Raw genomic sequence first — 13,968 nt, forward strand, 5'->3', positions numbered from 1 at the left:
ATGTTCAAGCCTACCTGCCGCTCAGGAGGCCCCCGGCAGCGCCCTGCCGAACATCGCGGCCGTCGCGCGGGCGCTCGGCTCCCCCGCGTCGACGTCGGCACCCGCCTCGACCAGCACGTCGATCACCGCCGGCTCCCCCTTGAAGACGGCACCCGCGAGCGGTGACTGGCCGCGGGCGTTCAGGCGGTTCACGTCCGCGCCACGGTCCGCCAGACCGCGGACGAGCGTGGCGTGACCGTGGTACGCGGCCAGCATGAGCAGCGTGTTGCCCTGGGCGTCCGCGTGGTCGGCCGGGACACCGGCGTCGACGAACTCCAGGAGCAGGGTCTCGCCCGCGCGGGCGAGGTCGAACATCTGGTCCAGGTCGACGGGAAGCTTGTCGTTCATGCGGGCCAGTATCGCGCAGCTCGGTCGCCGAAGTCCGTCTCGCGAAGCCATCCCGAGACAACCCACCCACCGCAGTCGTCGCGCCTCCGGGTTACCGTCAATCGACCCTGAAGGTGCCGAAGCAATGGCAGTGGGCCTTCAGCACGTCCTCGGGCAGGTCGCATTCCGGCAGGGGTCAGTTCTACCAATCCCTGCGTGTTCGACCCCGACTCGAGCGGAAAGAACCTCTCGCCCCCAACCTGCCAGCCAGCCCCAGACCAGCCACTACGACTTGCAGGCGATTCATTCAGCGGGCGGCGCGACATGGCGCCGACCCAGACCGCGACGACGGCCCTCGACCCCGAGGCGCGGACAGACCACCGCACGAGGCCCGGACCGGGGCACCGAACGATCGGAAGAGAGTACCTGCGATGGTCGATGTATCAGACGGCATCGAGGAAGCGTTCGAGGGCCAGCTCCGAGTCCTCGTCTCCACCGCGGGGCAGGTGGGCGAGCGCTTCGCCCGCGCCCGCGAGGATGCCCTACGACGGGCCAAGGCGGCCAGTGAGCAGGAAGCGCGCGAGCTGCGCTAGCGCATGGACGTCGAGCAGCGCGCCGCGCGGACCGAATTCGCCGGCGTGCACCGCGGGGACTGGTGGGACGGGGCAGGCGCCGAGCAGATCGGGCACACCTACCAGGTGGCCCGCGCGTGGGCCCAGGAGGACTCCGACGCCGCCCGGGCCGAGGAGCGTATGCGTGATGAACTGCGCACCCGCTATGGCCTCGACGTCGAGCACACCGGCGCCGACCCTGCTGGGGACTGCTGCACGGATAGGTGTCAAGGTGACCTGCCCTACGGCCAGGATCGAGGCACTGTTCGCGATCGAGGAGCACGTGGAGGTCGAAGCGACCTGGGGCATCTATCAGCGCATGATCACCGCCTACCGCCACGAGGACCGCGCCCAGGGCCGCACCCTGATGACCGCCGTCATCGACTCCCTGGCCCGCGCCGTCCCGGCCACCTCACCGAGCTCGCCACCCTCGGCCGCACCCTGCGCAAGCGTGCCGCAGACGTGCTGGCGTTCTTCGACCTGCCGGGCTCGAGCAACGGCCCGACAGAGGCGATCAACGGCCGGCTCGAGCACCTGCGCGGCTCCGCCCTCGGCTGCCGGAACCCGACCCACTACATCGCCCGCTTGCCCCCTGGAGGCCGGCGGCTTCAGACCACGGCTACACCCTCATCTGCGTTGAGCCACTATGGCTCATCCGATCTGAGGGTGTGACAGCGGTGGCGTGACCTGGTCGGGAGATGGGTCGAGGTCCCCTGTTGATGGGGGTTCCTACACCAACCCATCCAGAAGACCTCGACGTGAGCGACGCTACCTTCCACCGCCCTGACCTGACCACGTTCTGCCGTCTGGACGAGCTCGGCTTCGTCGTGGCCGGGCAACGCCTGGAGCCCGACCGTGCGGTGCTGGAGTGCCGCGTCGTGACGCGCGAGAACGATGCGTTCTGCCGCGGGTGCGGTGCCGAGGGCGTCGTGCGTGACACCGTCTCGCGGCTGCTGGCCCACGAGCCCTTCGGATGGCGGCCGACAACGCTGCTGATCAGGGTGCGCCGCTACCGCTGCGCGACCTGCAGACGGGTGTGGCGCCAGGACACCACGGGCGCAGCCGAGCCACGGGCGAAGCTCTCGCGGGCGGCAGTGCGCTGGGCCTTGGTCGCGCTGGTCTGGCAACATCTGACGGTCGCCAGGATCGCCGAAGCTCTGGACATGTCATGGGACACCGCGAACGCCGCCGTCCTCGCCGAGGGACGCCGGACGCTGATCGACGATCCGGCTCGGTTCGACGGCGTGGCCGTGATCGGCGTCGACGAGCACGTCTGGCGGCACACACGCCGTGGGGACAAATACGTCACCGTGGTCATCGACCTGACCCCGATCCGTGACGGCACCGGCCCGGCCCGCCTGCTCGACATGGTCGAAGGGCGCTCCAAGAGCGCGTTCAAGACCTGGCTCGCCGCCCGCCCGAAGACTTGGCGCGACGGCGTCGAGGTGGTCGCGATGGACGGGTTCACCGGCTTCAAGACCGCTGCAGCCGAGGAACTGCCCGACGCGACCGCCGTGATGGACCCGTTCCACGTCGTGCGCCTCGCCGGTGACGTCCTGGACCGGTGCCGCCGCCGGGTCCAACTCGATCTGCACGGCCACCGCGGCCGAGCCAGCGACCCGCTCTACAAGGCGCGGCGGACCCTGCACACCGGCGCAGAACTGCTCACCGACAAGCAGAAGACCAGGATCGAGGCCCTGTTCGCCCGCGAGGAGCATGTCGAGGTCGAGGCGACCTGGGGCATCTACCAGCGCATGATCACCGCCTACCGCCACCCCGACCGCACCCAGGGCCGCGCGCTGATGAACGCGGTGATCGACTCCCTGACACGCGGCGTCCCCGCCGCGCTCAGCGAGCTCGTCACCCTCGGCCGGACCCTGAAGAAACGCGCCGCCGACGTGCTGGCATTCTTCGACCTGCCCGGAACGAGCAACGGCCCCACCGAGGCCATCAACGGCCGCCTCGAGCACCTGCGCGGCTCCGCACTCGGCTTCCGCAACCTCACCCACTACATCGCCCGATCCCTGCTCGAGGCCGGAGGCTTCAGACCCCGACTACACCCTCAGATCGGATGAGCCCGCAAAGCTCCTGGCCGGACTGCGGTCCGTGGCCGAATGCGGCAAAGCCCTGCTCAAGAAGACCTGGTCATCGATGCAGAAGGTCACGCTCGACCCTTACCTCCCCACTGAGATCACCGCCGCAGTACCCGTCCTGCTACACCTTCAACGAGGAACCCGACGATCAGGCCCGTGAGACGCCTCTAAGGCCCGAGTTAGCGAACAATCCCCATTCGCCATGCGCTGCCGTCTTTCAAGTACTTTTGTGCAAGTATGCGGCGAGACACTTCAAGTGACAACCCGAGGAGCGCCGGAAAGAATGCAAACCAAAGCCAAGAAGCGATCGTCCAAATAAGCAGGCCTCCGGCAAGTGCGGTGAGTGCCAGTGTAGCGATCAAGAGCCGCACGCCGAGGGCGGTGCGTGTTGCCGCGATGCCAACGCCCACTCGTCGATCCAAAAAGTATACGAGCCCTAACGGAAAACACCAAGAACTCGCAACGCACAGGAAAGCAACCAGGCCGTCAAGCTTGAGTTGCTCAGTCATATCAATAACTGCAACTAACGAGCCAAAGATAGGTATGGCCCAGACCGCCGGCCAAAACAAGGCAAAAATGCTGTTGCGCGGTACTGTTTTACTCATTGGTTTGCGATCACCCCATTTGTGATTCCCCATCCACCTAGGTCCAGAACGAAACTAGTAAAGTACACATCTGATCCACCCATTGCCGCAAACCCCCTGTCGACAGCAGAGCCGAAGCCGGCTGTAGCGACACCGCCACCCGCGGAAATGAACGAGTTTGTCGCGTCGCCGCTATTTCCTAGCGCAAGATTCTGAAGCCCATTAACCGCCGAGAATCCTGCTGAAGTATAGCCCGTCGCAGAGGCCACCGGCACGGTGGCTCCGCCCGTTGGCACTGCCGCCAGCGACGCGGCAAGGCTGACGGCACCTGCAGCGTTAGCTGCACCCTCCGTAAGGGCCTCATGTCGCTCAAGGTACTGCCGAGGCGATATAGGGTCAACACATGCTTCGTTAAGGTGCATTGATTGTCCTGTACATTCACCGACAATCGGCTCAAGCTCGTATACCCAGGAGTCGGGTCGTGGCGTCGACAGCAAGGCTGCTAGCAGGCTTTGATCCACCTTGGTGCCAGGTCGGAGCCCATCCGCGGGGATGTCATTGATGTCTCCGGTGAACGTGCCTGGTCCAGGGTCTGACCTGACGGTTGGCGGTTCGGGAAGTTCCACTGGCGGTTCGACGGTTATCGGTTCCGGACTCCCCCCACCGGAGTCGGATCCGCCGCTGCCACCGCCGCTTGTGCTGGGACCCTTGCGCCCGGACGGCGTATTGAAGTGTGGTTTGCCGCCGGCACCGGGGATCGTGTTGAAGGTGGGCAGGAGCCCGGTGGGGTCGGACCAGGTGGTGGGGTTGTTGTTGGCGTAGTTGTAGGCGGCCCATTGTTGGGGGTCGGCGAGGTCCATGACGGGGTCGACGGAGATGAATCGGCCGAGGCCTGGGTCGTAGTAGCGGGCGCCGATGACTGTCAGGCCGGTGGTGTCTTCGGGCTTGTCGAGGAATCCGTGGTCGCCGGTCCACGTGGCGGGGGTGGTGCCGCGGGGTCCGCCGAAGGGTGTGCTGTATCGGTGGGTGGTGGTGGCGCTGACGTTGGTGATGGACAGTCCGGCGGTGCCGTGGTGGTCCCCGACCAGGGTGGACACGTCGTCGAAGCTGGTGCCGTCTCGCACGGCGATGGTCTGGCCGGCGAAGGAGTAGTAGCGGGTGGCCTTCTTGGTGCCGCTGGCGGTGAGGGTGAGTTCTTGCCCGCCGGGCAGGTAGACCGTTGTGGTGTCGTCCTGCTTGCGGACCAGTCGGTCACCATCGGCGGTGTAGACGAACTCGGAGGTGGTCTCACCGAGTTCGCTGACCTCCGCGAGCTCGCCCTCGGGGTCCCAGGTCAGTCCCTGAGCGGGCTGACCGGAGACCGCGCGGGTCGTGGTGTTGCCGCGGTCGCGGTCACGGTGATCCCGCCGCCGAACGACCGCACCAACGGCGGGTGGGACGTCGCGACGAGGCTGACCCGGGCACCACGCCCGTCCGGGCTGACGGCCTCGACGACCTTGGGAAGACCCGTGACCACCTCACACGGTCAAAGTTCGTTGGTAGCCGCGCACGCCCACCTCCGTTGAGGTCACCGCCCTCGTCGAGCTGAACTTCGACAAGGAACCCACAGCAGACGACCAGCACCGACTCGACGTCGGGTGGCCCGCGACGAATCGGCTGACAAGCGCCCAGCCCCGGGCTCCACGTCCAGGAAACCAAGAAGTTTGGCGTAACCGCTAGCCGTCAGCGCCGGGCTGCAGCCCCGGAACTGAACCAGTGGACCAACGGAACCGCGAGCATGACGGCCGTCTCCGCTTGCTCCTGAGTCGGCGTCGCAAGCGGCCCGTCAGAGCCGTGTCGGCCGCTCTGTCCCGTCCAAAGCGCACTGACCATCTCGCGCAGAATGAGTCCGTCGTCATCCTGTCGAGCGAGCGAAAGACCCCATTTCTGGTCTCGCAACACACCACACATCTTCCCGAGTGTCGCTACATCGTCCTTGGGCGACACCTCAGGCTTCGCCGCCGTCTCGACGGCTTTAATTGCCAGGCCGTAAGCCTTGGAGGCGTCAGGGGCAACACCGAACGCTGCGTGCCACGCTTCAGACAATATGTCGCCCGCGTGGTTCGATCCGTTCATTACCGACTCGGCCGCGACCTGCACACCCTCCGGAACTCGACGTTCTAGGCCAGCAAACTCGCCTCGTGTACCGACTTTCCACGCGACGCCGGACTCCCAAAATAGATGCTCGAGAACTTCGGGCATCCTCTCTAGGGAAGACCCGCTGTACGATTTACCTCCCGCCCAGCCTCCAAGTTCATGTAGCTTATACACCAGAAAGTCAAGAAACGAAATATCAAGATCGCGCTGGATCAACCTGTCCAGGAAAGGTCGGAAATCCATCTGCTCAAACAGCGGTGCGATTGGGTCATAAAGACGCATTCTCCGGTCGAACTGACCCACCCAACTAGCGCCGCCGAAGTTGCTGACACCGACAATCTGCGGTCGTAAAACTTCACGCAGCCACGATGCAACGCTTGCAGCAGCCCAAAGAGGTACATGCTCGACCAGCACCGCTGCATCTTCGTCGGTCTGCCCCATCGGCCGCCACTCATTCATGGCACCGAGTATGCCTGAACCTGTAGACACGGCGCGACGACAGTCAACTCCGGGTCGCGCTTCGGGTGCTCAGCCGCCCATGCTTCGAACGCCGCAGCTTAGGCCTGCTTCCACGACTGCGTTGTCGCCGCGCCGAAGGTGGCAGGCGCACCCTCGACGTCCAGCGTGACCAAGTGCTGTGCACCTGGCGCGGTCACGCCGCGATCCGGCCGGGAACACAGTCTGGCGGGCACGAGCACAACGAAGGGGAAGGCATAGAACGCAGTTACCGAAACAAGGAAATCGGGGCGCAGTGAAGGCGGCGATCTACTGCCGGATCTCGAAGGACCGTGCAGGCTCCGCGCTCGGCGTCGAGCGGCAGGAGACCGAGTGCCGCGCCATCGCTGCGCTAACTCGGCTTGGTGGCACAGTACGAGATCGAGAGGACCCGCAAGCGCATCCGCTCCCATAAGGAGGCGGCAGCCGCCTCGGGCCAGTACCGGGGAGGGAAGCACCCGCACGGCTACGAGGCCGGCGGCGCGACCGTCCGCGAGTCCGAGGCGACGTCATCCGCCGCGCCACGTCCGAACTGCTGGCCGGTCGCTCGCTGCGCGCCGAGTGTCGGCGCCTTCTGACCGAGTGGGAGGACCTCGCGAAGTACTCCGAGAGCACCTAGGCGGAGGCGTTGAGAAGTCGGCCCTACTCGACCCAATCGAACGTCAGCCGGTCAGCCGGAACGAAGCGCGCGCCCGCCCTCGGCGCGGGCGAGACATAGACGGCCTCGATCGCTAGGCGGAGGAGATCGCGCGCTTCGGCGACCGGAGCTTCCTCGATCGCCGGAAGGGAGAGGTCGGGGTCAAGGAGTGCTCTGAGGTCCGCCTTCGGCGTGGGCAGGGCGGCGAGGCGGGCACGGAGGTCCGTCAGCCGCGACAAGAGAGCAGCCGTGACGCGGTCGTGCCGTTCGCCATCAAGGGTGCCTCGTTGGTAGTGGTCCGCGTCGGCCTTCACGAGTCGAGCGTTCGACTCCTCGATCTCCGATAGGAGGTCCGCGCGCTCCTTCAGCAGCACCGGGTTGAACCTACGAAGCCACCTCTCGCCGACACGGTCGAGGACGGCCGAGCCAGGCTCGAGCGCGGCCAAACGTCGGGACCATGCGCGACGGACGGCGTCGTCGAGTGTTGCGACGCGGACGGTCACCGGGCCGGTGCAGTCGGTCCCGTCGGTGAAGGACCGCTTGCAGCGGTATGACTCGCCGAACGTAGTCAGGGAACGGCGGCACGACGCACACTTCACAACAAGGCCGAGGAGGCTCTTCGGCTGACGCACGACGCGGCGCCCGCGACCCCATTGCCGGAGACGGCCGTCCATGACCGCGAGTAGACGCGCCTGCTCGGCCCCCGTCGCGACGGCCTCGAAGCCCTCTGCGATCAAACACACGTGCTCCCCCGTCTCGGGGTCGCGGTAAGCGCGGATCGCGCCGTTCTCGTCCATCTGCGTCATGAGCCCGGCGAGCGTCGGCGAGCGGAGCGCGTTTGAGAGCGTGCTCGGTCGCCAGAGGCCGCCGCGCCGGGTGGGGATCTCCCGGGCATTCCAGTCGCGCGCTACTGCGAGAAGCGACTCGCCGTCGGTGACGCGCTGGACGAGTTCGCGCATGAGGGCGAACTCCGTCGCGTGCGGTCGGAGGCGGCGGTCGTCGTCGAGTCTGTAGCCGATCGGCGCTGCGCCGCCAAGGAAGCGACCGGCCGCGCGGTCAGCCGCCTTGCGGCTCCTCACGCGGGTCGACGTGTTTTCGGATTCGGACCTCGCGAAGTCTGAGAGGAGGTTGATGACCATGCGCGTAGTCGTCTGTTGCGAGTCAAGGCCGTCCATGAGGAAGACTATGCGACCTCCCGCCGCTGCCACCTCCTCGGCGATCGGGGCTATATGCGCCGCCCCCCGGCGGGATAAGCGGTCGAGTTTCCAGACCGCGAGGGTCCCGGCCTCTTTGGAAACGACTGCGCGCACGGCAGAATCAAATCCGTCGCGACGGACGTTCCTATCGAAGCCGGAACGGCCGTAGTCGCTCCAGACCTTACGGACGAAGAGCCCCTCGCGGTCCGCCCACTCGCGGAGATCGCGTTCCTGACGAACCAGTGAGTCGGCGCCGTCGACGGCGTTCGAGAGACGAAGGTAGAGGTCGACAAGACGGTCGGCTCCGGTCTCCGTGGCAGGCATGGCGAACTCCTCAAGGGTCGTAGCTGCGGGATCCACGACTACGACGCGCGCCGCTATCCCGACGTGTGGCGACGAACGTTACACCATGGAGATCTGGATCAACGCACGCCGGAGCATCGCCGCTACTCACGGCTTTGTCATGCTTGTGCAGTCCGCAGATCGTCCGGCTGCTCGGTGTAGGCCAGGCGGTAGAACCCGTCGATGGCGGAGTGCAGTGACACGTTTACGGCCCGCGTGCCGGTGGTCGTGGCTCTCACCGGCTGGTACCCAACACCCCACGAGCACCTAGGTGCCAGCAATCTGACTCCACGGAAGCCGGGGCACTCCAGAGCCTCCATCAGATCCAGGGCGGTTCCGTCACTTCTAGCGACGTAGCGAGGGCGGATCTGCCAGGACTTCCGTGCACGCCTGTACGAGTACGGCGGCGGCAGCGTCAAGCCTCTCGCAGATGAGCGCTTGGGCTTCGAGTCGCTGCTGGTTGCCGACTGCAGGACCGCTGAACTGGTCGTTGTACTCGCGGAACTCGTTCTCGGTCTTCAGCACATCCTTGATCGGCTCCAGGATCCGTTGGTCAGCTGTCGTGAGCTTCACCAGGGCGGTTGTCCGGAGCAACTCATGATGGGTCTCCCGAAACCGGGTCTGTTGCGTGTCAGTCCACCCGTCGAGAGCGTTCTGCTTGGCCCTCGCGGCGTGCTCGAACGCGAGGTTAGACCGTTCCTGTGAGACGGCTGCGACGTCGGCGACGAGCCTACGGAGATGCCTGCGATGCTCGGTTTCGATCCGCCCATACTCCACATCGAGCACCAAGCTTGCGTTGCGCCTGGAGGCTTGATGCGTCACCCATGCCGTCAAGGTAGAGCCCAACAAGACACCCAGGAAGGAAGCGATGGCGACGGCCACCGTCGACCAGTCGATTCCGGTCTCCTGCTGTAGCACAACGTCGATAGGCGGCATGTGTCGGAGCCTAGATGAAGGCTCTGACACCGCGGGCTGGTACTCAGCGCCGAGTGGCGGAAGCACCTTGTACGACCGCAGGAGTTTTGATCGTCGCGCCCGTGTCAGTGGTACCGGCGCCCAGAGCGCGCATGTCGATCTGCGCACGTCCGCTGGATGTCAAGGAGCGGACCGATCCTCCGTCCCCAATTTTCCACGCCGCGTTGATGTCCTGCGATGCCCTGAGCTTTCAGCATCGCCCCCTATCGCCCGCCCGACCGACGCCCTACCGGCCAGCCCGACGCCGCTACAGCGAGATCTCCAGAGTCGGCCTATACGGCTGCGTCCAGCCGCTTGGCGACGTTGTTCGCGATCAGTTGGGTGAGGTCGAGGAGCTCGACACACCAGGCGGCAATTTCGTCATGACCCCGATACTGTCGGATGTTCTCCAACCGCTTCCTCACCTCAGCGTCCGGGTCGATGACGTCGAGTTCGTGGGCGATCAGATTTCGAGCCTCGAAGGCCCCCTCCAGAACGGTACGAGAGGACTTGCCCGGCTGGACGCGCTTCATGATCGACGGATCGGTTACGCCGAGTGCCTGAGCGATTTCCGCGACGCGCTGTGCCGACTGGGCGCTACCCGCCGTGAGGTCCGCGACCCACGCGGTCATGAGCGAGTCCCGTGGGCTCTCGCCCTTCGTCATCAGTACGCGGATGAGGGCTTGGGCATCGATGCTTCCGTTGGTGCCCTGCATCTTCACCTCAGCCCACTTCTGAAAGCGGACCTCCACCCGGCTGTCGATGTCGGGGAGCATGGGCAGGGCATGCCGAACTAGGCGTTTCAGCGAGACGTCGAGGCCAGCGGACGCGTACAGCAGGGCCGACCGCACCGAGTCCACGGCAGACGCAGTCCACCTGCCCGCCGTCGACTTACCGTCAGCCTTGCGGAGGAGTCGGTTCATCACGCCCGCGAGGAACAGGGCGTTATCCGAAGACTCGTTGGCCGCACGGATGGCGTTCTGGACCTCGCGAAGATGTACCTCCGCGGCGTCGTCCGCTTCGGTGATCCTGTCGAATCCAGAGTCCCGAGCGCCTGAGTAGTAGAGGAGATCGCGCGCGACAGATGCTTCAGTGGGCATCTGCCCATCCTCGCAGGATTGAAGCTCTCAGAAGGTGTGTATCGGAAGTTCACCCAGTCCACGGCGAAGCGCGCCACTCCGAGATCGAGAGGCGGGCGTCCTGGTGGGGTGGATCAGGCCACGTCGAAGGGCTGCCAGTTGATCACCGTCCCGTCGTTCATGATCCAGTTCAGGAACCCATCGAGGGTGAGCGACCGATAGGCACGGCCATTGAACCAGTTCAGAACGTAGGACCAGCGGACTGGCCGGTCGCTCACCTGGCGATCCGCCTGCGACGTGGTTCACCCATCGAGCGTTGCCGAGCTTCTGGCAGAGTGCAGAAGGTAAGGTCGCCAACGCTCGATCAGGCGTGTCAACGAGGTCGAGCGTGGACTCGCGACGCCGAGCGACACTCGGTCGGCATAGTCGGCCGCCGCCTCGACCACCGGTCGGTAGAGGCCGCCACGGTCGCTGACGGGTCGAGGCCACGACGACGGATCAGCTCGCGCACCTCGTGCTGCAGGATGCCGGTCGCGTCGTCGCGCAGCGGCACGTCGATGGTCACCGGGCGAACCTCTCGGTCGGGGACATTCCGGGCCTTCAGGCGTCGCCGACGCGTAGCGAACATCGCCATGGCGCCGCTGCCACTCTGTGGACAGAGCTCGCGTCCGTGGCGCCTGTCGGCCGCTACCGCGCCCTCGGGGCGGCGAAACACCTGGTCAGCGCCGTGGTCCGCTTAGGACAACGGTCGGCAGGCCCCGTCCCGTCGCACGGGCGAGCTCCGGACGTTGGTCCGCATCGCGGACAGGATCACGTCGCCGACGACGGCTGCCTCTCGCTGCGGTGCTCGTCGGGCGTCGCAGCGTCGGAGGGCGCGGCCGCGACCGTGCTGCCGGCAGCCATGACCGCGCCCGACGGGTCGTACGGTGCCCAGGCGGGCTCGCGCAGGGCAGGGCAGTGCTCCGGGGTCGGATGGTTCGCGACGTCGATCATGTGGTCCAGGGCGTCGCGCGCGGCGGCGAGGTCGGCCATGGCGGCGGTGATGCGGTCCCGCTCGGAGGCCAGCAGCTCGAAGAGCTCGGGCGGCCCCTCCCCCGTCTCGACGCAGGGCAGCACCTGCAGGACGATCCGGCTGGGCAGTCCGGCGGCGAAGAACTGCTGGATCAGCCGGACACGCTCGACGGCCGACTCCGGGTACGTCCGCTGGCCGCTGTCGGTGCGCTCCGCGGCGAGCAGCCCCTGCTCCTCGTAGTAGCGGAGCGCTCTGGTGCTGACGCCTGCCCGGCGTGCCACCTCGCCGATTCGCATCCGTGCCCTCCTGTGATCCTGGCCTCAGCGCTTGCCCTTGACGTCAACGTGAACTCTTAGCGTAACCGACGCCGGCCGACCAAGCCCGGTCGGACCCGCCACCTCTTCTCCAGAAAGCCGAGAAACCCATGGACGTCACCGGTCAGATCGCCCTCGTCACCGGAGCCAACCGCGGCATCGGCCGCGAGTTCGTGCTCGAGCTGCTCGACCGTGGAGCCAGCAAGGTCTACGCGACGGCTCGCCGCCCCGAGAGCCTCGACATCGACGACCCCCGCGTGGTGCCGCTACGGCTCGACCTGCTCGACCATGAGTCCGTCGTCGCGGCCGCCGACGCGGCACGCGACGTGACCCTGCTCGTCAACAACGCCGGCATCGCGACCGGCGCCTCGCTCACCACGGGCGACCTGGCGGACGTGCGCCGCGAGATGGACACGCACTTCTGGGGCACGCTCGACGTGATCCGCGAGCTCCGCCCCGCCCTGGCGGCGAACGGCGGGGGCGCGATCGTGAACGTCCTCTCGGCCCTGTCATGGTTCGTCGCGCCGGGCACCGGCTCGTACGCCGTCGCCAAGGCGGCCGAGTGGAGCTTGACCAACGGCGTGCGCCTCGAGCTCGCCTCGCAGGGCACGCTCGTCCAGGGGGTGCTCCTCGGCGCCGCCGACACGGCCATCGCCGCGGGCTACTACGGGCCGAAGATCGATCCGCGCGAGGTGCCCCGTACGTCCCTCGACGGCCTGGCCACCGGCTCGATCGAGGTGATCGTCGACGACTGGACCGCGATGGTCAAGGCGTCCCTCGCCGGCGACCCCGCCGCGTTCTACGCCGAGCTCGACGCGCTGCTGGCCGGCTGAGCAGCGACAGCTGTTCGTCCGGGCCGCGGCTCACGCGGCCCGGACGAACAGCAGCCCGACCCACAGCCATCCGACGGCGATGGTCGCCTTCTGGAGGAGGCCGGCCCGCGGGGCGTCGTCCTCCCACGCCTGCCCGAAGACGTGGAGCCCGGCGCCCGCCAGGACGGCCGTCGTCCCCGAGTAGACCTTCCAGCCGGCCTCCGGCAGGGCGACGGCCGCGACGACGGCGGCCACCGGCACGGCCACGAACACGACGGCCCCGGCGTGGTCGTGGAGCCGGTGGTGCCACGACGTCTCCTCCGGGGTGGTGTCCGGGGTCCCAGGCGGGTAAGCGCGCATCGGGTCCATCCGGAACAGCCCCGACGCCACGAGCGCCAGGCCGAACACCCCGACGACGACGGCGAGCAGCCCGTTGCCGAGGTCCTCGCGCGCGACGAGCGCCCCGGCCGTGACCGCCCCGCCGCACACCAGGAAGTTCACGGTCTGCAGCCAGCCGCGCCGTCCGAGGGCGAGCGCGCTCACCGGCTGGCGCACCCACCAGTAGCCCGGGCGGGTCCACCCGTCGACGAGGAACACGACCACGAACGACCAGCAGCACACGGCGGGGACCCACATCGACATGTCACCACCCTCCCCGACGCGCCCACCGCGCGGGAGTGCCACCGGTCACGGGCCGAGGACGTCCACCGGAGTCACCGGCTGCCGGATGATCGTGCGCAGCCGCTCGGGCGCCGTCTTGCGAGGGTCCGACAGGTAGGTCTCGTGGTGCCGCCCGGCCAGCTCGCGCCCCGAGGCGGTGACGAACGCGTGCAGGGCGTCCACCGTGGGCGCTTCCTCGGTGTACGGGCCGACGTGCAGCACCTGCGCCGCCTCGCCGTCGCCGAACTCCTCGAGCCGCACGGCCGCTCGCAGGCCGCGTTCCGCCGTCGTGCGCGCGACGACCTCGACCGCGTCGACCTGCGCGACGTCGTCGGGCAGGCTGATCATCAGCGTCCAGCGCCACGCCGAGCGGGGCAGGTCGCGGAACCGCTCGATGTCGTCGGCCCACCACAGCCCTTCGAGGGGCATCACCGTGTAGGCGGTCCCCGTGGCGTCCCTCACCGCGGCCCGCAAGGCGTACGCCAGGGGGTACAGCGACGTGACGGCCTCGCCGTACGCGGGGGCGGTGTTCGGGTCGCCCGCCCCGTCGACCATGAGGTGGGGGCGCGGCGGCACCGTCACGAGCTCGGGGTCGCGCGGCGCCCGGTACAGCTCGCGGTACGTCGTCTTGAGGTCCACGCTCGGCATGACCCCAGCATGCCCGCCGCCACCGACGG

Annotated in this window: 14 protein-coding genes and 1 pseudogene; 4 read left to right on the forward strand and 11 right to left on the reverse strand. The window is 67.3% G+C overall.

Annotation, left to right across the window (positions count from 1 at the left end):
• Nucleotides 1-21 precede the first annotated feature (21 nt).
• A complete protein-coding gene (locus UQW22_RS17940) occupies nt 22-387 on the reverse strand; it encodes an ankyrin repeat domain-containing protein (RefSeq protein ID WP_407318534.1) in 366 nt (121 codons plus the stop codon).
• Between the two features lie 410 nt (nt 388-797).
• Between UQW22_RS17940 and UQW22_RS17945 the strand changes: the two genes are divergently transcribed.
• The 3 genes and pseudogenes from UQW22_RS17945 (at nt 798) to UQW22_RS17955 (ending at nt 3,052) form a co-directional block, all read left to right on the forward strand.
• Nucleotides 798-959 carry a hypothetical protein gene (locus UQW22_RS17945; protein ID WP_407318535.1) on the forward strand — a complete coding sequence of 54 codons (162 nt, stop codon included), beginning with the start codon at nt 798-800 and terminating at the stop codon, nt 957-959.
• 268 nt (nt 960-1,227) lie between these two features.
• A pseudogene (locus tag UQW22_RS17950) lies at nt 1,228-1,617 on the forward strand (transposase); the annotation flags it as partial.
• A 118-nt stretch (nt 1,618-1,735) separates the two neighbouring features.
• Nucleotides 1,736-3,052: an ISL3 family transposase gene (locus UQW22_RS17955; protein ID WP_407318536.1), complete on the forward strand. Its 1,317-nt coding sequence runs from the start codon at nt 1,736-1,738 to the stop codon at nt 3,050-3,052.
• Nucleotides 3,053-3,249: 197 nt separating this feature from the next.
• Here the strand turns inward: UQW22_RS17955 and UQW22_RS17960 are convergent, their stop codons facing one another.
• From UQW22_RS17960 to UQW22_RS17995, 8 genes are all read right to left on the reverse strand, one after another.
• Nucleotides 3,250-3,675, reverse strand: a complete 426-nt coding sequence (locus tag UQW22_RS17960; RefSeq protein WP_407318538.1) for a hypothetical protein — start codon at nt 3,673-3,675, stop codon at nt 3,250-3,252.
• Nucleotides 3,672-4,778, reverse strand: a complete 1,107-nt coding sequence (locus UQW22_RS17965) for an RHS repeat-associated core domain-containing protein (RefSeq protein ID WP_407318539.1) — start codon at nt 4,776-4,778, stop codon at nt 3,672-3,674. The genes UQW22_RS17960 and UQW22_RS17965 overlap by 4 nt, the downstream gene beginning before the upstream one ends.
• A gap of 598 nt (nt 4,779-5,376) precedes the next feature.
• The gene (locus UQW22_RS17970) at nt 5,377-6,249 is read right to left on the reverse strand and encodes a hypothetical protein (protein WP_407318540.1); all 873 of its coding nucleotides are present in this window, start codon (nt 6,247-6,249) and stop codon (nt 5,377-5,379) included.
• Nucleotides 6,250-6,927: 678 nt separating this feature from the next.
• On the reverse strand, nt 6,928-8,442 hold the full coding sequence (locus UQW22_RS17975) for a recombinase family protein (protein ID WP_407318542.1): 1,515 nt from the start codon (nt 8,440-8,442) through the stop codon (nt 6,928-6,930).
• A 363-nt stretch (nt 8,443-8,805) separates the two neighbouring features.
• Nucleotides 8,806-9,396: a hypothetical protein gene (locus tag UQW22_RS17980; protein ID WP_407318543.1), complete on the reverse strand. Its 591-nt coding sequence runs from the start codon at nt 9,394-9,396 to the stop codon at nt 8,806-8,808.
• A gap of 311 nt (nt 9,397-9,707) precedes the next feature.
• A complete protein-coding gene (locus tag UQW22_RS17985; RefSeq protein ID WP_407318544.1) occupies nt 9,708-10,514 on the reverse strand; it encodes a hypothetical protein in 807 nt (268 codons plus the stop codon).
• Nucleotides 10,515-10,627: 113 nt separating this feature from the next.
• Nucleotides 10,628-10,771, reverse strand: coding sequence for a hypothetical protein (locus tag UQW22_RS17990; protein ID WP_407318545.1), 144 nt, complete (start codon nt 10,769-10,771; stop codon nt 10,628-10,630).
• A 532-nt stretch (nt 10,772-11,303) separates the two neighbouring features.
• A complete protein-coding gene (locus UQW22_RS17995; RefSeq protein ID WP_407318546.1) occupies nt 11,304-11,801 on the reverse strand; it encodes a MerR family transcriptional regulator in 498 nt (165 codons plus the stop codon).
• Between the two features lie 128 nt (nt 11,802-11,929).
• Between UQW22_RS17995 and UQW22_RS18000 the strand changes: the two genes are divergently transcribed.
• Nucleotides 11,930-12,652: an SDR family oxidoreductase gene (locus UQW22_RS18000; protein WP_407318548.1), complete on the forward strand. Its 723-nt coding sequence runs from the start codon at nt 11,930-11,932 to the stop codon at nt 12,650-12,652.
• A 30-nt stretch (nt 12,653-12,682) separates the two neighbouring features.
• On the opposite strand, the gene UQW22_RS18005 is transcribed toward UQW22_RS18000, so the two are convergent.
• Both UQW22_RS18005 and UQW22_RS18010 read right to left on the reverse strand, forming a co-directional pair.
• On the reverse strand, nt 12,683-13,273 hold the full coding sequence (locus tag UQW22_RS18005) for a DUF998 domain-containing protein (RefSeq protein WP_407318550.1): 591 nt from the start codon (nt 13,271-13,273) through the stop codon (nt 12,683-12,685).
• A gap of 45 nt (nt 13,274-13,318) precedes the next feature.
• Nucleotides 13,319-13,939, reverse strand: a complete 621-nt coding sequence (locus UQW22_RS18010; RefSeq protein ID WP_407318551.1) for a GyrI-like domain-containing protein — start codon at nt 13,937-13,939, stop codon at nt 13,319-13,321.
• Between the last annotated feature and the right edge of the window lie 29 nt (nt 13,940-13,968).

The organism is Isoptericola halotolerans, assembly GCF_045689585.1.
GTDB lineage: Bacteria > Actinomycetota > Actinomycetes > Actinomycetales > Cellulomonadaceae > Isoptericola > Isoptericola halotolerans_B.

Bases quoted from the DNA above. Each gene is read 5' to 3' on its own strand.
- UQW22_RS18005 (WP_407318550.1), bottom strand. From the start codon at position 13,273: ATGTCGATGTGGGTCCCCGCCGTGTGCTGCTGGTCGTTCGTGGTCGTG.
- UQW22_RS17995 (WP_407318546.1), bottom strand. From the start codon at position 11,801: ATGCGAATCGGCGAGGTGGCACGCCGGGCAGGCGTCAGCACCAGAGCG.
- UQW22_RS17975 (WP_407318542.1), bottom strand. From the start codon at position 8,442: ATGCCTGCCACGGAGACCGGAGCCGACCGTCTTGTCGACCTCTACCTT.
- UQW22_RS17960 (WP_407318538.1), bottom strand. From the start codon at position 3,675: ATGAGTAAAACAGTACCGCGCAACAGCATTTTTGCCTTGTTTTGGCCG.
- UQW22_RS17940 (WP_407318534.1), bottom strand. From the start codon at position 387: ATGAACGACAAGCTTCCCGTCGACCTGGACCAGATGTTCGACCTCGCC.
- UQW22_RS18010 (WP_407318551.1), bottom strand. From the start codon at position 13,939: ATGCCGAGCGTGGACCTCAAGACGACGTACCGCGAGCTGTACCGGGCG.
- UQW22_RS17985 (WP_407318544.1), bottom strand. From the start codon at position 10,514: ATGCCCACTGAAGCATCTGTCGCGCGCGATCTCCTCTACTACTCAGGC.
- UQW22_RS17970 (WP_407318540.1), bottom strand. From the start codon at position 6,249: ATGAATGAGTGGCGGCCGATGGGGCAGACCGACGAAGATGCAGCGGTG.
- UQW22_RS17945 (WP_407318535.1), top strand. From the start codon at position 798: ATGGTCGATGTATCAGACGGCATCGAGGAAGCGTTCGAGGGCCAGCTC.
- UQW22_RS18000 (WP_407318548.1), top strand. From the start codon at position 11,930: ATGGACGTCACCGGTCAGATCGCCCTCGTCACCGGAGCCAACCGCGGC.
- UQW22_RS17980 (WP_407318543.1), bottom strand. From the start codon at position 9,396: ATGCCGCCTATCGACGTTGTGCTACAGCAGGAGACCGGAATCGACTGG.